Origin of the sequence: Shewanella carassii (genome assembly GCF_019670705.1) — a bacterium.
GTDB lineage: Bacteria > Pseudomonadota > Gammaproteobacteria > Enterobacterales > Shewanellaceae > Shewanella > Shewanella carassii.
In genome coordinates this window covers 2,696,813-2,720,998 of record NZ_AP024618.1, presented here as the reverse complement: position 1 = coordinate 2,720,998, position 24,186 = coordinate 2,696,813, and the positions used below count along the sequence as shown (strand labels likewise).

Below are 24,186 nucleotides of genomic sequence, written 5' to 3'. Positions count from 1 at the left end.
GAAAAAGCGCCGCAGGGGCGACGCTTTTTGAGGCCATTTACCAGCTCAGGTGGTAATTGATGGCAAAAGTGCGGCCACGGCCGTGATAGTCAAACATCTTCTCCGGGCCGTAAGTCGGGCTGTAGAAGTAAGCGGCTCGCTGGCCCCAAAGGGTGCTGTAGTCCTTATCAAGCAGGTTTTCGATGCCATAGCTCAGGGTGCCGACTGCCAGTTCGATGGAGCCGAGCAGATCCAAAGTGGTATAGCTGTCTAACTCACTTCTCTGGCCATCATTTGCCTTGAAGCGATAGTCAGAGTCGGCGCTGAAGCTGTGCTCGGCCTGCAATCTTAACTGCTGGCTGTCACCGCGCCAGGCGATAAAGGCCGTGGCCTTGGAAGGTGAAGCATAGGTGACTGTCTCATCAATCCAGTCGGCGCCATTTTTGATTTCACTGCGAACCAGATGCAGGTTGCTGCCTACCTGCCAGACGCTGCTGATATCGAAGTTCAGCTGTGCTTCCAGGCCATAGGTGCGTTTATCCTTGTCCTTGACTTCTATGGTCAGATCGCTGCGATTGACCTCAATCACCTTATCCGAGATGGCGTAATACAGACTAGCCTGGGCCTGCCAACGGTCGGCCAGATAGCGCCAGCCCAGCTCAAAGGAGTCTGTCTTGATGCCATCGAGGCGGGAATCATTGATATTGATGCTGTTTGTCAGCTGCAGATAACCACCGGCATCGGCCTGATAGCTGCCGCGACCATAGTATTTGGACAGATCCGGTAGCTCAAAGCCTTGCGAGTAGGCGAGCCACAGTTGCTGATCCCGGCTCAGTTTAGCCACCAATCCCAGGTTAACCAGGCCGACATGGTAGTCTGTGCTGCCGCCCTTGATAGCATCGGCGCCCGGCGCCTTACCCTGGGCAATCGCCACCTGTTGGTTATAGCCGATAAAGTCATCGACGCTGTTGTCCATCTGCTGATAACGATAACCTGCGTTGAGCACCAGATAGTCGTTGATATCCCAACTGCCCTGCAGGAAGGCTGCGATGGACTCGACACTGAAGTCGACATATCGGCCTGTGGTGAATAGCTCCTTCATGGTCAAACCGCCACTCTGGTTGGCGGCGTCGAGATCAAAACTCATCTGATCCGAGTCGAAGCTCTCCTTGTCCCAGTCGATGCCCCAGGTGAGTTTGAGGCTGTCGCTGGGTCTGGATTCCAACACGGCTTTCAGGCCATAAATGCCGGTGTTTTGTGACGAGGCAGAGAAGTTGTAAACCCCGAGGGTTTCACTGACGTAAGGGAAGGGGTGAAAGTCGAGATCTTCCTTGCGGTAAAAGCCTTGCAGGTACAAGGTTTGGCCGAGAAAGTCCGCCTGGGTATAGCTGAGGTTCAGTAAGGTACGATCGGTTTTGGGACTGCGATCGGCATTCAATCCCTTGCGGCTTTCGAGCAGGGAAGCATCTGAGGTGACGCCGCTGAAGTTTTCCCCCATATAGAGGCCGTGGTCGCCGTCGGACTCATTGTTGTAAAACTGCACCAGGGCACTGAGGGTGGCATTGTTTGGCAGGCTCCAATCCAGGTTGGCCATCAGATCATAACCTTGGGTGTACTGCATGCCGGTTTGGGTGATATCCGGCATCACCTGATTGCCGCTGCCGTCGAACCATTGGCCATTTTCCTGCCAGGCGGCACTGAAACGTCCCTTGAGGGTATCACTGCCTCCGGCCACGGCAAAGGCGGCGCGGTAATCCAAGTCATCACTGCCGTTAAAACCCGATTTGAAACCTGCCTCGGCTTCAAAGGTATCCAGGCTGTCGGCGGCTTTTTTGGTCACTATATTGATAGCGCCGCCCAAAGCTCCACCGCCATAGAGGGCTGAGGCGCCGGCCAAGACTTCAATGCGGGCGATGTTAAAGGGATCTATGCTGTCCAACTGGCGGCTGATCCCTCTGGAGGTGTTCATGGATACGCCGTCTATCAGCACCACCATGGCGCGGCCGCGCATGTTCTGACCAAAGTTGGTTCGGCCCTGGCTGGATACGTCCATGGAGGGAACCAGGGCGGCCAGCATCTCTTTTACGCCTTTGCCGCTGTTTATCTGCTCGCGGATGCTGTTTTCATCGATTAGCCAAACCGTGCTGGAGAGCTCGCTTATCTGGGTAGGGGTACGGTTGGCGCTAACCACCATGCGCTCCATCTGGGTTTCTTCGGCCATGGCGGCTCCCATCGGCAGCAATTGACTGCTGACAGCCGCGGCGACAAGGGTCATCCGAACCGTGGATTTGGGCATAACATTCTCCTAAACAACTCAAGGGGTTAAATGAGGCACCAGACAGGGATCCAGCAGGCGAACACCAGGCTGAGCGTCTTCTTGCCGGGTTGGTATCCCAAGGCTAAAGACAGCACCAAGCCTGGTGCTAACAGCAGGATCAACAGTCGGGCATCCAGCCCAAAATTGGCCAATACCAGCATGATTGCCAGCAAGACCAATCCCTCACACCAAAGCAGTTGGTTACAGCGCAACAACAGCGGGGACGTTTCCATATTATTTGGCCTCCTGAAAGATGTTACATTTTAATTGCAAGTGATAATGGTTCGCAATTGAATTTACACTGGGTGGTAAAAGGTGAACTTATGGATAGATGATTATTTCCATAATGAAATCATGGGTATGTACATGGATTTTCGAATAGTGCTTTAATGACTTCCGCGCGTGGCACTTAGTGTTGGCTGTGGCAAAGATGAGAACTTGCTATTGGCCTGGAAAGTCTCGGCCGGGCTTTCATGGTTGATTTCAGCCGCCGATAGGGCATAGATTACGGCAAGGTAGAGAGGGACCATACTGAGATAGCTTGTGATCAGCGCAATGGATGAGTTTACTGGGAAGGCTGCTGTTAACGCGATCTGATGAGCTGGATAAAAGAGATGACGCTGCACTTTTCAGCGCCTGGCTGCATTAAAACGCTCGGCTTAGCCGAAGAGATGAGCATTTAAATCAGTTTGGTAACCTAAGGCGGCTCAAGGGCGCCGGTGCCTGCTCTCTCTATTGAGGTGGATGATTTCACTTTAATAACCAACCCATTGCTTTCAATACCATTCCCCTGGTGAATTACGTTTCCTCCGGGGCTGAGCGGCGGGCCAATAAGGAATTAAGCAGATGCAGTTACCCATAGAGTATTACTGGTTGAAAGCGCATAAATTTGCAGGACTCATGCCTTGGTGGTTTATCGATGAACCCGGCGGACCCGGGCTGAGAATGGAATACCAAAAAGAAACCGGAGAGGACTTTTATCCCATCGCCAGGCGGCAAGATAATGACAGCGTGGCCGGGTTTAAAGTGATTGACGGCGAAATACAAAAAGAGCTGGTCTCTGTCCATTTAACCTGGACAGGAAAGCGCGAGCAGCCAGGTTTTCCGGCCAGGGCCGTGTACAAGGATATTTTTTCCTGGTTGTCAGAAGAAGTCCTTCCCGAAACGGCTGACTGGGTAAGTGAAGAATTCCTGGCGGAGATTGAGGAGGAAAATAGATAGCTGCGCTGTGTTTAGTTGCCTTGTTCAATCGCCTTGTTCGATTAACTTTGCCCAATCAAGCTTAGTTAATCATGCCATTACCCACAGAGGATTTGCAGCTGGCAGGTGACTTGGCTAGAATTACTGTAATTTTATCCAGTAATTCTGTTCAGTGACAGTCAAAGGACGCAGTGGATGATCCTCTATATCGCCGAAAAGCCCAGCCTTGGGCGCGCCATCGCCGAGGTGCTCCCAAAACCCCATCGCAAACATGAGGGCTATATCGAGCTTGGCAACGGAGATTGTGTTTCCTGGTGTATAGGTCATCTGCTGGAGCAAGCTGAGCCGGATGCTTACGATCCCGCCTACAAGTCCTGGCAGTTGGAACATCTGCCTATTGTCCCGTCTGATTGGCAGATTAAACCCAAAGCCAGCAGTCGCGGCCAACTCAGTGTCTTGCGTAAATTGGTCAAGCAGGCCAGTGAGCTGGTCAATGCCGGCGATCCGGACCGGGAAGGGCAGCTGTTGGTGGATGAGGTGATTGCCCATCTTGGGGTCAAGGGCGATAAGCTGGCAGCGGTTAAACGCTTGTTGATAAGCGATCTCAACCCGCAGGCGGTAAAACGCGCCCTGGGGCAGATGCGCAGCAACCGCGAGTTTGTGCCATTGTCGACTTCGGCACTGGCGCGTAGCCGAGCCGATTGGCTCTACGGCATGAATATGACCCGTGCCTATACCCTGCAGGGGCGCAAGGTGGGCTATCAGGGCGTGCTGTCGGTCGGTCGGGTGCAAACTCCTGTGCTTGGTTTGGTTGTTCGGCGCGATCAGGAGATAGCCGCCTTTGTGCCTAAACCTTTTTATGAAGTACTGGCCCATCTTAGCACCCAAGAGGGGAGCTGTTTCAGCGCCCGCTGGCAGCCCAGTGAGGCTTGTCAACCTTGGATGGACGAAGAGGGGCGGGTGCTCTCCCGCGGTTTGGCGATGAATGTGGTCGGCAGGATCACCGGCCAACCCGGCCGGGTAGATGAGCTGGAGCGTAAGCAAAGACACCAGGCGCCGCCTTTGCTCTATAGTCTGTCTGCGCTGCAGATTGATTGCGCCAAACGCTTCGGTATGAGCGCCAAAGAGGTGCTGGATACGGCGCAGTCTCTGTACGAACGGCATAAATTGATAACCTATCCGCGCTCCGATAGCCGTCACCTGCCCAAGGCGCAGTTCCAGCTGGCCCCGGCAGTCTTGAATGCCATTACCCAAGGGGCAGCTGAGCTGCAGCAAGGCTGTGAAGTGCCCAATCCCGCCCTTAAGTCTAAGGCCTGGAATGATGCCAAGGTGGACGCCCATCACGCGATAGTGCCTACGGAAAAGACGGCTAGCCTCGGTGTGTTGTCACAGCGTGAGCGTCAGGTGTATTTGCAGATCGCCCGTCAGTATTTGGCGCAGTTTTACCCCAATTATGAGTACCTTGAAACCCGCGCCGTGATCGACATTGCCGGAGGTTGCTTCGTGGCCAAGGCCAAACAACCATTGAAACAGGGGTGGAAGCAATTGTTTGGCAAACAAAAAGCCGACGATGAAGCGGAAGATATTCAAACTGCTTTGCCTGAGCTGACTCAGGGGCAGATGCTGGATTGCCTCAAGGGTGAACTAGTGGAAAAGATGACCCAGCCCCCCAAGCATTTTACCGACGCCACACTGCTGGCGGCGATGACAGGCATAAGCCGCTATGTGAAAGACCCAGAGATCCGCAAAATTCTCAAGGAAACCGATGGGCTGGGGACAGAAGCAACCCGCGCCGGGATCATTGAACTCTTGTTTAAACGTGGCTTTTTGAAACGTCAGGGCAAGAATATTTTGGCTACCGAGGCTGGCAGCGGGCTTATTCAAAGCCTGCCTGAAGTGGCCACCACGCCGGATATGACGGCGCTGTGGGAAAGTAGCCTAGATGCGATTTGTCGCCGTGAACTTAAATATCAGGCCTTTATGCAGCCCTTGACGGCTAAACTGGGCGAGCTTATTGAGCAGGCCAAGGCACAACTGCCTACGGCCTTGAGTGGCGTGAAAAGTACAGGCTTCAAAGGACGTAAACGTCGCAGTGGTGCTTATGCTACTAAGACCGGCGCGTCCAAGGGCACAAGCACCAAAAAGAGCACTGGCGATAAGGCCGGCGCCGGCAAGCGCAACTATCGTTCAGCGACCAAGAGCAAAACCAAAGCCCAGTCTGCAACTTCCTGAGAGCTTGCGGTTATTTCAAGCGTCGGTATTGGTTGGATGGGGAATGATACTCGTATCCCAGCGCACTGAGCTTATGCTCCAGTTGGGTAGGTGACAGGTCGAGTTCGTAGTAGAGGGCATCCTTGTCTGGGCAGTTTAGCCTTAGCTTTTCATTGACTATGCCCAACAATATTTCGGCGGGCAGATGTTGTAAGTTTTCCATGTTCTCTCCAAGTGCTCATATAGTGCTCACCTATGATGCAACAGATACAATTGCCGCTGCAATATATTTAAATTTATACAAATCAGTATATTAGTCATCAGTCTGTGACTTTGTATCTTTGAGTGTAGGAGCCGCGATGAGGGCCGACAAGGGGTTGCCTGAGTCGTTGCTGAGGTGGCTTAGCTTAAGGTCGCTGAAAATCAGGGAGTTACCTTTTAATGAACAAATTTGTCAGCTCACTCGTTCCTGCAAGCCACTGCTGACTTATCAAAGTTAATAAAGATACGCTTGAACATGCTTTGATGCAGAAACTGCACGCTTGTTACAACGATATTTAATTCCTCTCACGGTATTTAACGCCCCCCAGTCACGATATTTCACGATTTGACGATCCAGCTCCGGAAACTCGGCTTTGACGGTGGCTTTTTCGTGGCTGGCACGCAAACTGCACCCCTTCGAATAATACATAGAAATATGTCTAATAAATCAGCGTGTTAAACGCTTTTTACTTATAAAAGGGTAATGAATATGAACAAGAAGATCCTGGCACTTATGATCCCGGCTATGCTGGCAAGTGGCGCTTCTCAGGCAGTAGAACTGTATAACGACCAAACCAACAGCGTGAACATGATCGGCTGGTTGGGTTTTGCGGCCTTCAACGATGGCCATGAAACCTCTGTTATCGATAACTTTTCTCGCGTAGGTTTCCGTTTCGATCGTCAGGAACGTGATGGCTGGCGTGCCTTTGCTCACACTGAGTGGGGCATCAACATGGTGACCAGTGATGACAGCCTGGTTTACACCCAAGGCCAGGGCGGTGGTCAGATGCGCGCCGAGAAGAACAGTGACTTTATGTTCAACCGTTTGGGTTATGTGGGTATGGCTCACGACAAGTGGGGTACTCTGACTTTCGGTAAGCAGTGGGGTGCATATTACGATGTTGCCTATACCACAGATATCCTGGATGCCTTCACTGGCTGGTCTGTAGGTGCCTACACCTTTGGTGACGGCGGTCTGACTGGTGCCGGTCGTGCCGATGCTGCCTTCCAGTATCGCAACACCTTCTTTGGCAAACTGCATATCGCTCTGCAGTACGCTTCCAAGCAAAATGATGACATCGCTCTGTTCGACAAAGACGGTGTGGCATTGAATGATGGTTCTGAGCTGAGCTTCGACTCTAGCTATGGCGCCAGCATGACTTACTATGTGACCGACAAGTTCAAGGTTCTGGCCGGTTTCAACCGTGGTGACTTCGAAGGCAACCTGGCCGGTGTCGCCGTTGATGATACCAACCAGATCGTCGGTATCGGTGCTCAATACGGTACTTTCTACCAGTATGCTCCAGGTCGTGATGCCGATGGTCTGTACGTTGGCTTCAACGCTCACAAGAGTAAGCAAAACGAACTGGTTGGCGGCAACCTGTACGATTCTACCGGTGGTGAATTCATCGTGGCTTATCAGTATGAAAACGGTTTCGTACCTTCATTCCTGCTGAGCTATCAAGATCTGGATACAGACGCCAACACCGCTATCAAGGGTGACTGGACTCGTCAGTTTGCGGTACTGGGTCTGCACTACCGTTACAGCCGTGACACTGTAATGTTCGCCGAAGCCAAGATTGACTTCAGCGACATGGATGACAAGTCTTGGGAAGATCTGCAAGACAACAACTATGCAGTAGGTATCCGCTACTTCTTCTAAGGGGCTCCCTTCTTTCCCTGCATTGGCCACCTTAGGGTGGCCTTTTTTTCACTTTTTCTTGCCTAGATGCAAAAGGAGGACAAACGAGACTATGACAGTGAGTAAGGGTCTGTGGTTATCGGCATTATTTAGCCTGTTGGCATTGGGAGAGACTGGTGCCGCCGCGGCATCTACTCGTGTGGAAACCGGTTACCTGGGGTTCCCCGGGGATACCCGTAGCGACAACCGCGGCGCTTTCAACCAGCCTTTTGTGGCGTTGAGCTACTTTAATCGCGATGAGCGTAACACCTTTTATCAACTATTGAAGGTGGAAAATCCGGCTAAAGTCGTCGCCGATAAGCGGGTCGCATTTAAATCTTTGACCATTTGGCATTATCGACTCAATGAAGAGCGAACCGCCTTATGGCTACAAAATTTTCTCGGTACCCATAAACATCTGACCGAAGACAATTTTTATTTGGGATTAAAACAGCATTTTGATTATGGCTCGCTGCGTTTTAATCTGGGGCTGGCGGGGCACTATACCGTGAGCCAGTCTAATCTGACGGACAGGGATTATTCAGGGTTATCCGGAGTGGTGCTCAATGGCAACAGTTATTACGATTTGCCAGTGCTCGCCAAGGGCTGGAAATTAAACCTGGATTATACAGCGGCTTTGGGGCGTGACCGCGAGCATGCGGCGGTATTTGGTTATGACACTGATTATGGGCATCAGCTATTTGCCGCGCTTTCCGGCCCATTGAGCAAAGATCTGAACCTGAAACTGCAATTGACTCATTACCAAAGTTGGGGTACTGCACCCAACGATGGTCTGGAATACAGTGTTGCCGTCAATTACGCTTTCTGAATCTATTAAACCAATAAGGCCGAAAGAGAGACTTTCGGCCTTATTATTTTTGAATTGTCGATTAAACAATTCCCAGTTTTTTCATTTTGCTGCGCAGCGTATTGGGGTTGATATCCAACAACTCGGCCGCACCACCCGGACCATAGAGCTTGCCGCCGGTCACTTTAAGGGCATGTTCAATATACTTGCGGGTCATGGTTTCCAGCGGCACCAGCTGATTACCGGCGTGGCTTGGGTCAACCACTATGGTCTGGCCGCTGGCAGTCGCCACGGCTTCGGTTTGTGGCGCCAGGAAACTGAAGTCCAGTGGGCCGGTCGGGTTTTGAATGATGGCCCGCTCCAGCACATTGATCAGCTCCCTGACATTGCCGGGCCAGTTGTATTGGCTGAGAATCGCCAGCTGTTCGGGGCGAATGCGGGGAAGCTTCGCCAGTTGGAATCGAGCGCTCAGCTGTTCAATGAAATGCTGTACCAATAGCGGAATATCTGTCCTTCGTTGGCGCAGAGAAGGGATATCAATCGGGAACACAGCTAGTCGGTACCAGAGATCCTCGCGAAAATCCCCTTGATGCACCATGGCTTGCAGGTGTCTGTGAGTCGCGGCAATCACCCTGATATCCAAATGTACCTGTTCATGACCACCGACTCGGGTGATGGTGCTGTTTTGCAACACCCTGAGCAATCTCACTTGAGCCGAGAGTGGTAACTCGCCGATCTCATCGAGGAAGATGGTGCCGCCATTGGCCTGTTCGAAGTAACCGGCCTTGCGCGACTCGGCGCCGGTAAAGGCACCTTTCTCATAGCCGAATAGCTCTGAGTCGATCAGGGTTTCAGGAATGGCGCCGCAGTTGACTTTAATGAAGGGTTTACCACTTCTGGCCGAGAGTTCATGAATGGCGTTGGCGATCACCTCTTTACCGCAACCAGTTTCCCCCAACATTAGTACTGTGGTGTTGAGGTGGGCGATGGATTGCACCTGTTGCATCACCTGCTTTAGCCCCGAGTTGGCACCGACCACACCATTTTGCACATCCAGCGTGCGTTTCAGGCTGACATTTTGTTTGGCCAAGGCCTGGTTTTCCAGCAGCAGATTACGGCCTCTGAGATTGAGGGCGGTGATTAGGGCAAAGGTGCTCATCTGCGGCGCCAGCATATCGGCGTGTCGTGGTCGGAAGGTACCGGCTTTTTTGGAATAGAAGCCAACTATTCCTAAATGGGTATCCTCGATCGACATCCGCAAGATGATCAGTGAGCGGATCCCGTATATTACTTTGGGGGCTACCTGAGAGGTTACCGGGTCATGGTCAATATCGTTAACAATTCTGACCCTTGGCCTATCTGGGTCCTCCAGGGTTTTGGCTAGACCTTCGGGAAGAGACACTTGGACATTAAGTGTACTGGCCTGGGTTTCACTGGCTTGAGCAATAAATTGTATATCATTGAATTCTTTTCGATAAATATTTATGTACAGACCATCGAGCGGTATAGAGTCGCGCACATAGTCGAAATAGTGTTTCAGTGATGTATCCAGTTGCAGGCTACTGCACAGCCGCCTGGTACACTCGTAATAAAAGTGTTTTTCCATTGATATTTCAAATAAACCGCGAAGTTTCGTGATTGTAGATCTTTATATTTCGTGATTCTGTGGTCGTAATCATAAATCTCCCCCAAAGCACCTCTTTTTAGTTAGTTGGCATGGCCAGTGCAACTGGTTGACTGAGTTCTTTCCCTGCATGAAAGGAAAATAAGTACATGACAGAAAAACAGAAAATAGACAGTAGTCGTCGTCAGTTGCTCAAAGGCGGCGCCGCTCTGGCCGTGACCGGGGTGGGGATGGCTGTCAGCAATGGTGCCATGGCCCAGTGCAGCGAGCAGGCACCGGAATCCTTTGATGAACTGGTAGATGTGTTGGTTGTAGGTAGTGGTTTTGCCGGTATGGCCGCAGCCCTGCAGGCGCGTGAAGCCGGCGTCAGTGTAATGGTTATCGATAAGATGCCTGTTTTTGGTGGTAACTCAACCATTAACGGTGGTGCCATGGCCGTTGCCGGTTCTCCGTTGCAAAAACAAGCCGGTATTGAAGATTCAGTCGATGCCATGGTGGCCGACATGTTGCGCGCCGGTCGTGGCATGAATGATGTTGAGATGCTGAAGCTGGTGTGTAATGGCACAGCCGAATCTTGCCAATGGCTGATTGACTATGGTGTCAAGTGGAAGCCATTTGTACAGCACTTTGGCGGTCACAGTGTTCAGCGTGTGCTGCAAACTGTTGAAAGCTCAGGTGCCGGCATTATCCGTCCTTTGGTTAAGGCGGCTCGCGCCAAAGGCGTGATCATGAAAAATCAAACCAAGCTCGAATCTTTTATCCGTGACAGCGATGGTCGCGTGATCGGGGTCGAGGTTCGTGAAGGTTATTATTTCCCACGCGAGCGGACAGGTAAACTACGCACTATCGGCGCTCGTAAGGGCGTGATCATGGCGACCGGTGGTTTTGGTCGGGATATCGAATATCGCATGATGCAGCTGCCTGAGCTGAACAATGATCTGGATTCTACCAACCATCCAGGTGCGACCTCTGAAGCTTTGAAGCAGATGATGCTTCTGGGTGCCAACCCTATCCATCTGGATCAAATCCAATTGGGCCCATGGGCATCACCGGATGAGAAAGGCTTTGGTACCGCCTCTCAGTTCAACACTATTGCCACTTATCCTCACGGTATTGTGGTGGATGTGCGCACCGGTGAGCGTTTCTTCAATGAGCTGGCCGACCGTAAGGCGCGTGCCGATGCCATCATGACCCGCAGAGATGAGCATAACAATCCTGTTTATCCCATCGGCTTTACCAATGCCGAAGGCGCGAAAAATGCGCAAACACTGGATTGGGGTATCAAGTACAAGGTAATCACCAAGGCTGAAACCTTGGACGAACTGGCCAAGGCTTATGGCATGCCTGCCGACAAGCTCAAGGCTCAGGTGGCTCGCTGGAATGAAGCGGTCAAGACCAGAGAAGACAAAGAGTTTGGTCGTCCAATGCAGGAAGCGATAGTGCTGGATAAGGGCCCATGGTACGCAGTGCGTATGTGGCCAAAAGTTCACTATTGCATGGGTGGTGTCAAAGTGAACACCAACTCAGAAGTTCTGCATCTGGTCAGCAATAAGCCTATCCCAGGTCTTTATGCTGCTGGTGAATCTACCGGTGGTATTCACGGTGCCAGCCGTCTCGGTGCTTGCGCCGTGGCCGAAGGTATTGTCACCGGCCGTAACGCTGGCCAAAACTGTGCCGCTGCCCAGTCTGTAGCACTCAAGCAAGCGTAAAATATTCAATAACAAGGAGTAAGATGATGAACAAGTCTCTTATGCTGGCGTCTTTGACGCTGAGTCTAATGTCAGGCAGTGCTCTGGCAATGGAGCAAGTGGTTCTAGATGGTAAACACATGACTCAGGAACAAGCCTGGGCCATTGCCGACGGTGCCAAAGTGAAGGTCGCTTCTCAAGCCCGTACCAAGTTGGTTAAGTCTCACGAGCTGCTGATGGAAGCTGCGCGTCTGGGTAAGCCGGTTTACGGCCTGACAGTAGGTGTAGGTCTGAACAAAGACCACAAACTGTTTGATGCCAACGGTAAACTGAGTGCGGCAGTATTGGATGCGTCTCGCAGCTTTAACTACAGCACATTGCGCGCCCACAGTGCCGGTGTTGGTGAGCCAATGCCTGTACGCCTGACTCGTGTTGCTCTGGCCGTGCGTTTGAACACCATTCTGGCGGGTCAAACCGGTGTTCAGCCTGTAGTGGCTGACCTTTACGAAGCCTACTTGAACAAGGGTATCACTCCAGTTATCCCTTCACAGGGCACTGTGGGTGAAGCCGATATCCTGCTGGCCTCTCACGTAGGTCTGGCGATGATTGGTGAGTGGGAAGTGTTCTACAAGGGCAAGCGCGTAAGCAGCCGTGAAGCTATGGCCGATGCCGGTATTCCTCTGCTGGAGCCTATGGGTAAAGATGCCCTGTCTATCCTGTCCAACAACGCAGTGGCTGTAGCCTATGCAATGAAGGGCTATCAGGATGCCAAGCACCTGCTGGAAGTGTCTCCAACCGTATTCGGTTTGAGCCTTGAAGGTTTGAACGGTAACGTGGCTCCTTTCCTGCCACAAACCAATGACATCCGTCCTTTCCCTTACATTCAGGCAACGACTCAAGATATTCTGGCGCAACTGGATGGCAGCTATCTGTGGCAACTGAATGATGAGCGTCCTCTGCAGGATCCTCTGAGCTACCGTACTACAGCTTATACTCTGGCTAGCGCCAAGAAAGCCTTGGTAGATCTGGGCGAAGTGATCGATATCCAGATCAACCACTCAGACGATAACCCAGCCGTAGTTCTGGGCGCATCCAAGGACTACAGCCAGTTCCCTCAGGTAGCCAAGTACATGGTTGAAGGCAAGGGCGGTGTGTTCCCAACCACCAACTTCGAGCCTCTGCCTGTTGCCCTGGCAGTACAGAACCTGAGCACTGCTTTGACTCACGTGTCTCACAACAGTGTAATGCGCACTATCCACCTGTCTGATGCCCACTTTACCCGTCTGAGCCGCTTCCTGGCCGGTCCGGAAAACAATGGTCATGCTTTCGGTGCAATCCAGAAAGCCTTCGTTGACATGCAGGTGCGTAACAAGCAACTGGCCAGCCCTGTCTCTTTCGATGGTATCCAAATCGCCGGTAACATCGAAGACACCTTCACTAACCTGAAGTTGGCTTCTGACAACCTGATCCAGATTGTTGACAACACCAACACCATCTATGGCCTGGAGCTGCTGCACTCTACTCAAGCTGTTGATCTGCGCAAGATGCATGACAAGAGCCTGAAACAGGGTAAAGCCACTGGTGCCATGTATGAAGCTTATCGTCAGCAGGTACCTTTTGTAAGCAAAGATCGTCCTTTCACTCCTGATATCCAGGCGTCACACGACTTTATTGCTAACTACTGATAGAAGAGCGGGGCAGGCAACTGCCCCGCAACAGGAAGCCCCAAGATGTTGAAGATAATATCCACTGTTCTTGTTACCTGCGCCTTGATGCTGCCTGGAGCGGCCAATGCCATGAAGATCAAGGACTACCACAAAGAAGTCATGACTGCTGAAAATGGTCGTGTCGATTGTGCCGCTTGCCATGGCGATGCCAAGCGTAAAACCATTCCTGATGCGACGGCTTGTGAAGCTTGTCACGGCACTCCTGAAGACGTTGCCAAGCAGACAGCTCGTCCAGCCAACGCCGGTCATGATGTTGAACCTAATCCCCATGACAGCCTGCACTATGGCACGGATTTGCCATGTACTTACTGTCACCAGGAGCACAAAGAGAGCAAGGTATATTGCAATCAGTGCCATGAGTTCACATACCCAGCGATGAAGCGCTAAAAGGCGATTCGAGTCTCCCTGTATTTGGGGATTGGATTTAACACCGTGCTTTACAGCGCTGTTCTTGATTGGTCGACATAACGCCGAGAAGTTCACCGCTGATATAGTGAATGGTATAAGTCTGTTATTTCCACCGCAGCCTTGGCTGCGGTTTTTTTTGGATAAAAAAAGGTCTGCCAAAAGAGCAGACCCGGACGATACTGAAACAAGCGTTCAAGTAACGCGTCAATGGATGTGGAACCGAGTTCAGTGTGCGCTTTTTAAATTAACCCAAACTGAAATCATCTGAGCTCGATGCCGCGATTGAGGGCGATAAGCTTATCCAAGATCCGTTCACCATCCATGCGTATGCCGTTGTGCTCATATTCAGAGGTCAACCAATACTTGAGGTTGCCGACTCTGGCGGCGGTTTCCAGGCTGTAGGCCTGCTCGACATACATATCTTCGCTGTAGATGGCAGCGGCGACAGGTACGCGGTTATTGGCGAGAATATTCGGGTCATAGAGTGAAGGCCAATCGGCTTTGGCGGCCAGCAATTCGGCGCAGGCTTTTAGCGGCTTGAGGTTGGCAAACTGCTCAAACATCCAGGGGTAGATCATCTCACCGCTGAAAAGCAGCTCATCGGCGTCCGGGGCAAACGCCGGATATTCGGCCCGCACCCTGTGGGCAGCCCAGTTTGCGGCTTGCTGCTGGCAATAGATAGACTCGTGCATGATGGCAAACAGTGGGTTGGTGTTGTAATCCAGCAATTGACAGAACTGCGCCTCAAACAAGGGATTGAGCGCCTTGCCGCTTGGGGTATCTATCAAGGCTTGCTCCAGCAGATAGTAGAGGGCTTCCGGTCCTTGCTCCATGCCTAAGTTGACGCCCAAAAGCTGCAGCATTTCCTGGGTCAGCCGCTCACCTGTGGCCAGGCGCGCATCATGGCTATTGATAAATTCTCTGAGCTCGGCCAGCAAGGCTTTGGCATCTTTGAAACGGGCAAAGAAATCCCGGTTTTTGGCCAACAGGCGTTGATATGTTGCCCGATAAACCTCGGTTGCGGGGCGCTCAAGGGATGGAATACCGCCGGTAATAAAGGCTTCCTTGAGCCCTTGCGGTGCGGCGCTCAGGTATCTGAGTACGCAAAAGCCACCGAAACTCTGACCGAGAATACTCCAGGGCGCATCCGGGCTCAGTTGCGCCCGAATCGCCTCGGCATCACGAATAATATTGTCGGCGCGAAAATGGCTCAGGTACTCAGCCTGATCGGCAGGCGTCAGCCCGCTAAGGGTCTTAAAGCTGACCGGGCTTGAGAGGCCGGTGCCACGTTGATCCAGCAAGAGTACTCGGTACTCTTTAAGTGCTCTTTTGATCCAGCCGCCATTGGCAAGGGGGCGGACGGCACCAAAACCCGGGCCTCCTTGGAAAAACACCAAGAGAGGCAGATTGGCGGCGTTGTCCTGGGGGCCGCGAAGCTCCCGGGCAAAGATTTGCAATTGTTCCCCGGTGGGATGCTGATAATCCAGCGGCAGAGAGAAGAAGTGTTTGCGGCTCAGGATGCCAGCAAGACGGCTGTCTGTTATCATGTAGGGACTTGGGCTTGAAGGTTGATAGCCCAAAATAGTATATAAAAATCCCTAAGCTGCAAACCGGCGCCAGATTAAAGCGGCTTATCTGACGCTTTCCTTGCCCGGGATCATTTTTTCTGTTGCCGGGTTGATGGATCATGCATCGAGACGATCTATCGATCATGGAACGATAACAGCCTGCGAGTGTGTGTAATGAAATACCAGATCATCCCTGTGACCCCTTTCCAGCAAAACTGCAGCCTTATTTGGTGTGAAAAGAGTGGCAAAGCCGCGGTGATAGATCCGGGTGGCAACCCAGAGCGCATCATGGATGCCTTGGCGCAGCACGGCCTGCAGTTGCAGTATATTCTGTTGACTCACGGGCACATAGATCATGTCGGTGCCGCCAAGACCTTGGCCACTGAGTGTGAGGTGCAGATCATAGGCCCGCATATCGACGATAAATTTTGGTTGGATAATCTGCCGCGTCAGAGTCAGAACTTTGGCTTTCCCGCTTGCGAAGCGTTTGAGGTTGATCGTTACCTCGAAGATGGTGAGCAGCTTACCCTGGGTGAACAACAGCTGAGTGTGCTGCATTGTCCGGGACATACTCCAGGGCATGTGGTCTTTTTTGATCCTGCCGGGAATCTGGCTTGGGTGGGGGATGTGCTGTTTCGTGGCTCCATTGGCCGAACCGATTTCCCCGGCTCCAGCTACCAAGCCTTACTTGATTCCATCCGTTATAAGCTCTGGCCTCTGGGGGAACAAGTCAACTTTATTCCCGGCCACGGCCCCATGTCCAATTTTGGCGAAGAGCGACGTAACAATCCCTTTGTGGCCGATCAGTTAATGGCCGACTAAAGTCGCCATTGATGAATAAACCCGGACCTTCCGGGTTTTTATTTGATTAAATTTCAATATTTTGTGGTTTTATTACGCCTTTGGGTGTGGTTTTGCACAATATTTAGCCATAAGTTAACCAATATTAGCGGTTGATCTGGTTTTTGTTATTAAAAGTGATGTAATTTAGTCAAAACATCGTTTTACTGGAGGCTACCATGCAACAGCGTTGGCATGCAGCAATATCTGCCGGGCTTTTGGCCACTGTTTGGTGTGGGGTTGCCGACACCTTGGATTTGACAACCTGGATAGGTTTTCTGGGGTGCAGTACTTTCTTCGCTCAGGGCCGCCGCGGTTTTGCCGGTCTGCTGCAGGCATGGTGCACCAATACTTCAGGTGTATTCTGGGCCTGGCTTATTATCAGCGGCAGCAGCTTCTTTGTCTCGCCGGTATTTGGCTGGATCTTTACCGGCATCGCCACCAGTGCCATGTGTTTGCAGGCTAGTTTCAGTAAACTCAACTTTATCCCCGGGGCTTTTATCGGCTGCTGTATTACCTTTGCCATGGCCGCAGATATTGCGACCATAATGCCCCCTTTGCTGATCGGTGCCGTGTTTGGTTATGCCATGAGTCGCTTGACGGATCTTATGGGTTATTACCAAACCAGCCGCAATGACAGCGCAAGTTCTGAATCCTTGACTCCTGAGCGGATCGTGGAGTGAGCCAAGCCATACTTGCTGTTTTGGGGCACCTGCTCTTAGGTGCCCGGCTGGGTAGCCCAGGCCTGGTCTAACGGGTTATTCCTGTTCGCTGGCGATGATGGCCTGAATGCTGTGAGGATGCACCTTGACGCAAACCCCGTCAGCCTTGAATGCCAATGTCGGGTTGGCCAAGCGTTCGGCTTCGCCTTTGGGGCTGCTGGCCTTGAGTTTAATATCCGTATCGCCATCGAGTGCGGCTTGGGTTCGGGGGCAGAGAGTTCGCAGTTGCTCAGCCAGTTCATCACAGCTTTGGGCGCCACCCGGCAAAACCAGTTCCAGATGTTCCCATCCCTCTTCGGGATAGTGTTTATCGCCGGGGAAGGGCAGCTCGACACAGGGAATTTGCCATTGACCCAATCGCAGAGGCTGCTGCAGTCGTATGATCAGAATCGGGCGGCCGTTGATGATATTCTCCGAAATGATTTCACCGCATTGGGCAAATTCGGCCTTGAGCTTTTCTGCCGCGGCGACAGAGTTGACCCGCAGCGCGGCGTGATCGCACTCGTTTAAACGTTCGAGTCCGAGGCGCTCAATCAGAGGCATAACTTTGTCGGCAAAGGCTTGCCAGTCTGTCAGCAACTGCGACAGAGATTGTAGGTTTTGCATATTTGATTCCTGTTTCAGGGCCAGATTTCTATCGGCGTTCCCGGCTCAATCAACTGCCAGAGTTCATCCATCTCTTTATTGGTGAGGGCGATACAGCCATTGGTCCAGTTAAACTGTTGCGCCTCTTCCGGGGTTAACTCAGAGCGGGGGTTTTGGCCGTGGATCATGATTTGACCGCCTGGGCTTATCCCAAGCGCCTTGGCCCTGAGTCTGTCCTCATCATTGGGATAAGAGATGTGAATCGCGCGGTAAAAGGCGCTGTCGGCCTTTTTATAATCCAGTAGATAACGGCCCTCGGGAGTACGTTGGTCGCCTTCCTGATACTTGTGGCCCTTGGGCATCTCCCCCATGGCGATGCGATATTCCTTGATCACCTTACCGGCTTTAATCAGGCTCAGACGCGAATCTGACTTGTTGACCAGCACCAAATCCACCTGTGCCGAGGCCAGGGGGCTGTACAACTGGGCAAACGCCAGCAGAAATATTGCATAAACTATATGACGAAACGAAGGGCCCATGGTGCCTGGCTCTGATTATGGTTATTTTGACGCGATAATAACCGAAAACAGGGGCTTTCTTGAAGCCTTTGAGCGCACCTGTCTGTGCTTTTTTGGCCTGCATGGGGTGCGCTTGTCTCTGTGCCGGTGCCAGAGAATATTTGGCACACTCGCCGATGCGTGGCAGACTTACGCCCCTGCCTTTTGGGCATGGCGCCGCGAAAATTGACAGTGCGAGACGTTAAAGGGTCAAGAGTGAGACGCCGTTTGGGTTAGACAGTAAGGAAAGCTTGCCGCATGAATCAACACAAGATGACAGATACGCCACCAGAGCCTGAGCTCAAGCGTAAGCTTAGAATAATCATCTTTGGTACTGAAACGCCTGCCGGTCGCTGGTTCGATATCGGCTTGATCATCTGCATTATTCTCAGTGTTGCCTTGGTTTTTCTCGATACCGTGGCTGATATCCATGCCCGTTTCGGACATATCATCCTGGCACTGGAATGGGCCTTTACCTTGGTGTTCACTCTGGAATATCTGTTGCGGCTCTATTGCTCCAGCAATCGCTTGAGTTATGCCCGCAGTTTTTACGGTGTCGTGGATCTGCTCAGTATCCTGCCCAGTTACCTGGCACTGTTCTTCCCCGGGGCCAATTTCACTTTGGTGATCCGGATTTTGCGGCTGTTCAGAGTTTTTCGGGTACTCAAGCTGCTCAGATACTTGAGTGAGGGAAACCTGCTGCTCAAGGCGATGCTGCAGTCGAGTCGCAAGGTGTTTATCTTCTTTTTCTCTGTGAGTCTCATCATTATGGTGCTCAGCGCCATCATGTATGTGGTCGAAGGCCCGGAAAATGGCTTTAGCTCGATCCCCAAGTCTGTCTATTGGACCATAGTGACCATTACCACTGTGGGCTACGGTGATATCACCCCCAAGACAGATCTCGGTCAGGCGATAGCGGCGTTTACCATGCTCTTGGGTTACTCGATAATTGCTATTCCCACCGGGATCCTTACCGCCGAAATCTCCCAGGAGATGGGCCGTAGCCGCGATCTGCGCCGCTGCGCCAACTGTTTAAAAACCGGGCATGATCACCATGCTATCTACTGTAATCGCTGCGGCAGTGAACTGGAGCCAGTTCCGGAAGAAAACAAGGATTAGGGTGTCAAACAACCAATCATCGGCTAAGACAGTCACTCAGGCAGGCACTCAGGCCGTCACTCAGGCTAAGTTTGTTGAGGGCAATATACTGCGTCACATTCTGGTGATGAGTTCTACTGCGGCCGTTGGGATCTCGGCGCTGTTTGTAGTCGACCTGTTGGATATTTTCTTCCTCAGCATGCTGGGAGAGCTGGAATTGGCGGCCGCCGTGGGCTATGCCGGTACCATCTCTTTCTTTACCACTTCCATAGGTATCGGCCTGTCGATTGCACTGGGGGCTCTGGTGTCCCGCGCCGTTGGCGCCAGAGACACCGAAGGGGCCAAGCGTTTGTTGCTCAATGCCGCCCTGGTGACTCTGCTGATATCCAGCCTGATGGCGATAGTGGTGACCGCCTTGATCCCTGAACTGCTGGCGCTGGTGGGCGCCAGGGGGCATACCGCCGAGCTTGCCGCCGATTATCTGTATATTCTGGTGCCTTCGCTGCCGATCATCTGTTTGGCGATGGCACTTGGCAGCGCCCTGCGCGCCGTGGGTGATGCTAGGCTCTCCATGCTATCGACCCTGGCGGGCGGCGCGGTCAATGCAGTATTTGATCCCATTTTTATTTTCTTGTTTGCCATGGGCATAGAAGGGGCGGCGGCCGCCTCGGTATTGGCGCGTCTCAGTGTGCTGCTGATCGCGGCAAGAGGGGTGTTTATCAAACACGGCCTTTGGCACCGTTTCGAACTTGCGAGCTTTCGCGGCGATCTGCGCGCCATTTTTGCCATCGCAGGGCCGGCCATGCTGACCAATGTGGCCACCCCCATAGGTAATGCGGTAGTGACCCGGGCGATTGCCGACTTTGGTGACAGCTTCGTCGCCGGTTGGGCCGTCGTGGGGCGTTTGACCCCGGTGGCCTTTGGGATGATCTTTGCGCTTTCCGGCGCCATAGGCCCAATCATAGGGCAGAATTATGGTGCCAAGGCCTATGACAGGCTCAGCGAGTGTTTGACCCGGGCGCTGCAGTTTTGTATCGCCTATGTGCTGGGGATGTCGCTGCTGCTGTGGCTATTGCGCGAGCCTTTGGTATTGGCATTCGACATGCGCGGCGATTCTGCCGAGCTGGTCCGCTTTTTCTGCCAATATATGGCGCTGTTTTTCCTGTTCAATGGTGCGCTGTTTGTGGCTAACGCCTCGTTCAACAATCTGGGTAAGGCTAAGTATTCGACCGCCTTCAATGTGGGCAAGGCCACTATCGGGACGCTGCCATTTGTTTATCTTGGAGCCGAGCTCGGTGGGGTATATGGAGTCTTGATTGGTCAGGCACTGGGGTCAGTGCTCTTCGGGATATTGGCGGTGATCACCGCCTATCGGCTGGTGGCCAGAGTGGCCGCCAATGGCCGCCAGCAAGGTCTTGAGGCCGACAGGCTCGATGAGGAGGAACTCTCCATGGCCTCCAGCAGTCCATTGTCGTCTTCCTGTACCCAGATGGGGCAGATGACCGAAGAGCTGGAGCCGATAGCCAGTGCCCAGGCGACCTCGCCCCAGCGGCAGAAGCCTTAACGCCATGCATTAAAGAAGAGCTTGAAAACGCTTTATAGGCTGTCAGATTGGGGCGTCGCGGCGGTATCATTTTCAGCAGTATCGCTGCTTGGTTGTTCAACAGCGCTGCTTTCTGCTTGTTCGGCCGCCGCGATTTTGGCGCGCTCGGCCTTGGAGATATAACCCTGTTTGGCCGGGCCTGAGTTGGGGATCTCTTTCTTGTTTTCCCGGGCTTTGGCACGCTTGGCCAGTTTTTTGGTCAGTTTTTGTCGCTTGTTCATGCAAAATTTCCTGGTACTTCCCACTTGGGATGGGCAAAGGGCAGGCATTTTAGCCTGCCGACGGCCGGGCAACAAGCTCAACCTGCCTGGGGCAGGTTGGGATACTGCGGCGCAAGCGCTTTTCTTAGAGGAATAGGGTCATAAAGACACCGATATAGCTCATGGAAACTGCGACTCCAATGCTGAGCAGAGCCATATCTAACATCAGTGGTCGTTCCGGCGTCTTGGCGGCCTTGATAAGCTCGACCACACTGGTGGGGATCACTATCAGCCCTGAGACTATCAGCAATAAGAAACCGGGGCGGAACAGGTTGAGCTGCAGTGCGCTTTGATCCTGCCAAAGGTGGTTATACTGCTCGCCAAACAACAATAACGCCATGGCAACCACGGCCGACAGGCTGGTGGCGAGTAACAACTGACGATTAACCTTGCTGCGGTTAACCGGCTCTTCTATCTCCTGAATGATTCCTGTGGGTTCCATCTCATATGCACCTAAAGCGGGAAACTGCGGCAAAACTAGCAAATTTGCGGTTTTTTTTCAAAAAAATTACTTATTGCCGAAGCGACTCCTGTCCATTTCATTGGCGCCATCGCGGCATTCGCCGCGGATCTCGCCTCTGTCGGACTGCAGCAGACGACTGAGCTCATAGAAGCCTTCGCGGCAATATTGATTCATCTTGAGGGTATTATCGAGCCCAAGTTGTAGCTGCTGTTCAAACACGGCAAGTCTCGCCTCTCGAATCGCCTGTCGTTGACGCATCTCTTTGGCTGTCCTGGGAGCCTCGATAGGATTTTCGTACCGGCCGTCAGCCTTGGGGGCTGTAAGCCGGGCGGTATAGGTGAAGAGCTTCAAACCATCGGCCTTGATATCGGTCTGAAAATTGTCTTTGATGGCACCGGCAAAATCGGCCGGATCTATGTTGGGTTTTGAGCTGCAGCTACTGAGCAGCAGCGGCAGTAATAACAGAAAAAGCGCACGCATAAGCTGGGGTGATTATCCTTATTATTTTTTTGGAGATACAAATTAGTGCTAACTTACTGCAGAATAAACATAATTGCATTAAGGAAGGTGCGAATAAGTCAGCGTGGCATCTATGTTTATCGCCTTTATTGGCTGAGCGAATGGTAGGTTATGGTCGAGTATCTTCAACATCTTTTCGATAAGGTTCAATGGCAGCCGGGACTGGCTGACGTGCTCTATGGGGCTCTGCTCTTTGGCTGGTTTGCCTGGATCTGGCCCAAACGGGACTGGCAACGACTACTGGCGGACAAGAGCCTGCAGTGGCGGGCGCTACTCAGTACCTTGGCCATCAATGGTCTTTGGCTGCTCAATGCCAGCGTAACCGAAGGGATCCATGCGCATTTTCTGGCCTTGGTGACCCTGATGCTGATGTTTGGCTGGCGTTTGGCGTCTGTATTGATGCTGCTTCCGGTGAGCTTCTTTTGCCTGTTTGTCTATCACCAGCCCTGGATGTTGGGGCCCATGATGCTTTTTGGCGTGTGTCTGCCACTGCTGCTGGCGTTGACCGTACACAGCTTGAGTTATCACAAATTGCCCAAGCATTTGTTTGTGTTTATTTTTGTGGCTGGTTTTCTTAACGCCGGGCTATCTGTTGCCAGCCATATTCTCGCCTGGTCGGCTTATCTCTGGGCCAGCACGGATTACAGTGCCGCTTACCTGGCGGATAACTATCTGCTGCTTATTCCGCTGCTGGGGTTCCCGGAGGCCTTACTCAACGGCATGGCCGTGACTCTATTGGTAGTATACCGGCCCGAGTGGCTCTACGATTACTCGGACCGGGTCTATCTCTGGCGTCGCTGACTTGTGCGACTGAGTGCAACTATCTTTCATTGCCTAACAAACTAAGCCTGTCATCAGGTAACTCGTTGTTTTTTCGATATTTGTGTTGGCCTGTGGTGAGACTTTAGTCTTTGGGGGCGCGGATCACCAGAGTACCGGCGAGTTTGTCATGCCAGCCCTGTTTGCGGGGATCGAAGGCCACCCAGAGATAGCCAAGGCCGAGTACCAGACTCGAAGGAATATAGCCCAAGTAGCGTACTATCAGACGGATAATAGATGGCTTTTGCAAGGTTTTGGCATCGACAATGATGATACTGAAGATCATCTTCCCTGGCGTCGCCGACTTATAGTGCCAAAATAAGACCACTAGGGTAATAGGCAACAGATAAGAGAGGATGTAGAAGAACAGCGTTGTGATATTGGGCAATTCCGTTGAAATAAGACCTATTCCATAGAGAAGCAATAAAAGTAATAACGTGATAAAGAATAACATGATGTTGTCCAGTAGGTTGGCGGTAAATCGTTCCCAAAATCCTATATAGACGGGATGGCTGACGCTAAGGGAGGGCACTTCTGTATTTGGTGCTTGAGGGGAGGAGGAAAAGGTCTGTGCTGCTGTTGGTGCTTGATGAACTAGGGCTGGCTCCATGCTCTGCTGGGATTGCTCTGTTGTCATTTACTCTGTCCTTGAGTCGAATTTACTCTTTGGACAATACACGGAAAACCTAGGGTGAACAAGCCGGGCGAGCCATATTGGATACGGCAAGCCCGGAGCGTTGTCAGCCAAAACGCTGATTGAGATAGCTGATGATGTCGTTGGATTCGTACATCCAGGTCACTTCACCGGCTTGCTCTATTTTCAAACAGGGAACTTTCATCGTGCCGCCGCCGTTTTGCAGGGCACTCTTGTGTGGCTCCTGCTTGGCATCCAGGGTGGTGATATTCAGGCTCTGGCGTTTCATCGCACGTCTTACCTTGACGCAGAAAGGGCAGGCGGGATACTGATATAGGCTGAGGCTACGACATTGTTCATCGATATCCGCCTGCTGCTCGGGTTGCCGCTTAAGCCCCTTGGGTGAAAAAACAAAGTTGAGCAGCAAAATAATCCGCCCCAAGATCCAACGAATAATAAACATAAGCATCCTCTATATAAGCTTAAAACGGCAGGCAGTTTAACTCAGTGGTAGTGAAACTCAAGCCTGGGCTAAGGGTGATGAAGGGGCGGGAGGAGTGCGCCAGAGTCCTTTGTCAGTGCAAAGGTTGCATGCAGAGATGTAAAGGCGCCAA

The 24,186-nt window shown here is 52.2% G+C and carries 25 protein-coding genes; 12 read left to right on the top strand and 13 right to left on the bottom strand.

Annotated elements, in window-relative coordinates; all coding sequences use genetic code 11:
* Positions 1–37: 37 nt before the first annotated feature.
* Positions 38–2,275 (bottom strand): TonB-dependent receptor, encoded by a 2,238-nt coding sequence (locus K5621_RS12390; RefSeq protein ID WP_221049379.1) that lies wholly within the window; start codon positions 2,273–2,275, stop codon positions 38–40.
* Between the two features lie 26 nt (positions 2,276–2,301).
* Positions 2,302–2,529, bottom strand: a complete 228-nt coding sequence (locus K5621_RS12385; protein WP_100145637.1) for a hypothetical protein — start codon at positions 2,527–2,529, stop codon at positions 2,302–2,304.
* Between the two features lie 613 nt (positions 2,530–3,142).
* Between K5621_RS12385 and K5621_RS12380 the strand changes: the two genes are divergently transcribed.
* Complete coding sequence (locus K5621_RS12380) at positions 3,143–3,517, top strand: hypothetical protein (RefSeq protein ID WP_221049378.1); 375 nt, start codon at positions 3,143–3,145, stop codon at positions 3,515–3,517.
* 174 nt (positions 3,518–3,691) lie between these two features.
* Positions 3,692–5,728, top strand: a complete 2,037-nt coding sequence (locus tag K5621_RS12375) for a DNA topoisomerase III (protein WP_221049377.1) — start codon at positions 3,692–3,694, stop codon at positions 5,726–5,728.
* 10 nt (positions 5,729–5,738) lie between these two features.
* Here K5621_RS12375 and K5621_RS12370 read toward each other — a convergent pair whose 3' ends face one another.
* Both K5621_RS12370 and K5621_RS12365 read right to left on the bottom strand, forming a co-directional pair.
* Positions 5,739–5,930 carry a DUF4250 domain-containing protein gene (locus tag K5621_RS12370; protein ID WP_221049376.1) on the bottom strand — a complete coding sequence of 64 codons (192 nt, stop codon included), beginning with the start codon at positions 5,928–5,930 and terminating at the stop codon, positions 5,739–5,741.
* Between the two features lie 273 nt (positions 5,931–6,203).
* The gene (locus K5621_RS12365; protein ID WP_157929111.1) at positions 6,204–6,374 is read right to left on the bottom strand and encodes a hypothetical protein; all 171 of its coding nucleotides are present in this window, start codon (positions 6,372–6,374) and stop codon (positions 6,204–6,206) included.
* A gap of 84 nt (positions 6,375–6,458) precedes the next feature.
* Between K5621_RS12365 and K5621_RS12360 the strand changes: the two genes are divergently transcribed.
* On the top strand, positions 6,459–7,631 hold the full coding sequence (locus tag K5621_RS12360) for a porin (protein WP_100145641.1): 1,173 nt from the start codon (positions 6,459–6,461) through the stop codon (positions 7,629–7,631).
* 91 nt (positions 7,632–7,722) lie between these two features.
* Entirely contained in the window at positions 7,723–8,478 is a 756-nt protein-coding gene (locus tag K5621_RS12355; protein WP_221049375.1) for an outer membrane protein OmpK, read from the top strand.
* A 61-nt stretch (positions 8,479–8,539) separates the two neighbouring features.
* Here the strand turns inward: K5621_RS12355 and K5621_RS12350 are convergent, their stop codons facing one another.
* Positions 8,540–10,063, bottom strand: a complete 1,524-nt coding sequence (locus K5621_RS12350) for a sigma-54-dependent Fis family transcriptional regulator (protein WP_100145643.1) — start codon at positions 10,061–10,063, stop codon at positions 8,540–8,542.
* A gap of 167 nt (positions 10,064–10,230) precedes the next feature.
* On the opposite strand from K5621_RS12350, the gene K5621_RS12345 reads away from it, so the two are divergent.
* The 3 genes from K5621_RS12345 to K5621_RS12335 are packed head-to-tail and all read left to right on the top strand — an operon-like array spanning position 10,231 to position 13,883.
* Positions 10,231–11,790: a flavocytochrome c gene (locus K5621_RS12345; protein WP_221049374.1), complete on the top strand. Its 1,560-nt coding sequence runs from the start codon at positions 10,231–10,233 to the stop codon at positions 11,788–11,790.
* 26 nt (positions 11,791–11,816) lie between these two features.
* Complete coding sequence (locus tag K5621_RS12340; protein ID WP_221051189.1) at positions 11,817–13,454, top strand: HAL/PAL/TAL family ammonia-lyase; 1,638 nt, start codon at positions 11,817–11,819, stop codon at positions 13,452–13,454.
* A 45-nt stretch (positions 13,455–13,499) separates the two neighbouring features.
* Positions 13,500–13,883 (top strand): cytochrome c3 family protein, encoded by a 384-nt coding sequence (locus K5621_RS12335; RefSeq protein WP_100145646.1) that lies wholly within the window; start codon positions 13,500–13,502, stop codon positions 13,881–13,883.
* A gap of 281 nt (positions 13,884–14,164) precedes the next feature.
* Here K5621_RS12335 and K5621_RS12330 read toward each other — a convergent pair whose 3' ends face one another.
* Entirely contained in the window at positions 14,165–15,451 is a 1,287-nt protein-coding gene (locus K5621_RS12330; RefSeq protein WP_221049373.1) for an alpha/beta fold hydrolase, read from the bottom strand.
* 195 nt (positions 15,452–15,646) lie between these two features.
* On the opposite strand from K5621_RS12330, the gene K5621_RS12325 reads away from it, so the two are divergent.
* Together K5621_RS12325 and K5621_RS12320 are read left to right on the top strand one after the other, a co-directional pair.
* The gene (locus K5621_RS12325) at positions 15,647–16,294 is read left to right on the top strand and encodes an MBL fold metallo-hydrolase (RefSeq protein ID WP_100145648.1); all 648 of its coding nucleotides are present in this window, start codon (positions 15,647–15,649) and stop codon (positions 16,292–16,294) included.
* Positions 16,295–16,491: 197 nt separating this feature from the next.
* The gene (locus K5621_RS12320) at positions 16,492–16,995 is read left to right on the top strand and encodes a DUF1097 domain-containing protein (protein ID WP_221049372.1); all 504 of its coding nucleotides are present in this window, start codon (positions 16,492–16,494) and stop codon (positions 16,993–16,995) included.
* A gap of 75 nt (positions 16,996–17,070) precedes the next feature.
* Here the strand turns inward: K5621_RS12320 and K5621_RS12315 are convergent, their stop codons facing one another.
* Positions 17,071–17,640, bottom strand: a complete 570-nt coding sequence (locus tag K5621_RS12315; protein WP_221049371.1) for a VOC family protein — start codon at positions 17,638–17,640, stop codon at positions 17,071–17,073.
* 14 nt (positions 17,641–17,654) lie between these two features.
* The gene (locus K5621_RS12310) at positions 17,655–18,158 is read right to left on the bottom strand and encodes a L,D-transpeptidase family protein (protein WP_100145651.1); all 504 of its coding nucleotides are present in this window, start codon (positions 18,156–18,158) and stop codon (positions 17,655–17,657) included.
* A 276-nt stretch (positions 18,159–18,434) separates the two neighbouring features.
* Between K5621_RS12310 and K5621_RS12305 the strand changes: the two genes are divergently transcribed.
* Together K5621_RS12305 and K5621_RS12300 are read left to right on the top strand one after the other, a co-directional pair.
* The gene (locus K5621_RS12305; RefSeq protein ID WP_100145653.1) at positions 18,435–19,295 is read left to right on the top strand and encodes an ion transporter; all 861 of its coding nucleotides are present in this window, start codon (positions 18,435–18,437) and stop codon (positions 19,293–19,295) included.
* A 106-nt stretch (positions 19,296–19,401) separates the two neighbouring features.
* A complete protein-coding gene (locus K5621_RS12300) occupies positions 19,402–20,838 on the top strand; it encodes an MATE family efflux transporter (protein WP_245003181.1) in 1,437 nt (478 codons plus the stop codon).
* A gap of 32 nt (positions 20,839–20,870) precedes the next feature.
* Here the strand turns inward: K5621_RS12300 and K5621_RS12295 are convergent, their stop codons facing one another.
* From K5621_RS12295 to K5621_RS12285, 3 genes are all read right to left on the bottom strand, one after another.
* Positions 20,871–21,098 (bottom strand): DUF2986 domain-containing protein, encoded by a 228-nt coding sequence (locus tag K5621_RS12295; RefSeq protein WP_100145655.1) that lies wholly within the window; start codon positions 21,096–21,098, stop codon positions 20,871–20,873.
* A gap of 124 nt (positions 21,099–21,222) precedes the next feature.
* Positions 21,223–21,579: a hypothetical protein gene (locus K5621_RS12290; RefSeq protein ID WP_100145656.1), complete on the bottom strand. Its 357-nt coding sequence runs from the start codon at positions 21,577–21,579 to the stop codon at positions 21,223–21,225.
* 66 nt (positions 21,580–21,645) lie between these two features.
* Positions 21,646–22,080, bottom strand: coding sequence for a hypothetical protein (locus K5621_RS12285; RefSeq protein ID WP_221049369.1), 435 nt, complete (start codon positions 22,078–22,080; stop codon positions 21,646–21,648).
* A 150-nt stretch (positions 22,081–22,230) separates the two neighbouring features.
* Here K5621_RS12285 and K5621_RS12280 point away from each other — a divergent pair, with 150 nt between their 5' ends.
* Positions 22,231–22,920 carry an energy-coupling factor ABC transporter permease gene (locus K5621_RS12280; protein ID WP_221049368.1) on the top strand — a complete coding sequence of 230 codons (690 nt, stop codon included), beginning with the start codon at positions 22,231–22,233 and terminating at the stop codon, positions 22,918–22,920.
* A 103-nt stretch (positions 22,921–23,023) separates the two neighbouring features.
* Here the strand turns inward: K5621_RS12280 and K5621_RS12275 are convergent, their stop codons facing one another.
* Both K5621_RS12275 and K5621_RS12270 read right to left on the bottom strand, forming a co-directional pair.
* On the bottom strand, positions 23,024–23,575 hold the full coding sequence (locus K5621_RS12275; RefSeq protein ID WP_245003075.1) for an RDD family protein: 552 nt from the start codon (positions 23,573–23,575) through the stop codon (positions 23,024–23,026).
* Between the two features lie 103 nt (positions 23,576–23,678).
* Positions 23,679–24,035: a glutaredoxin family protein gene (locus K5621_RS12270; protein WP_100145660.1), complete on the bottom strand. Its 357-nt coding sequence runs from the start codon at positions 24,033–24,035 to the stop codon at positions 23,679–23,681.
* Positions 24,036–24,186 lie beyond the last annotated feature (151 nt).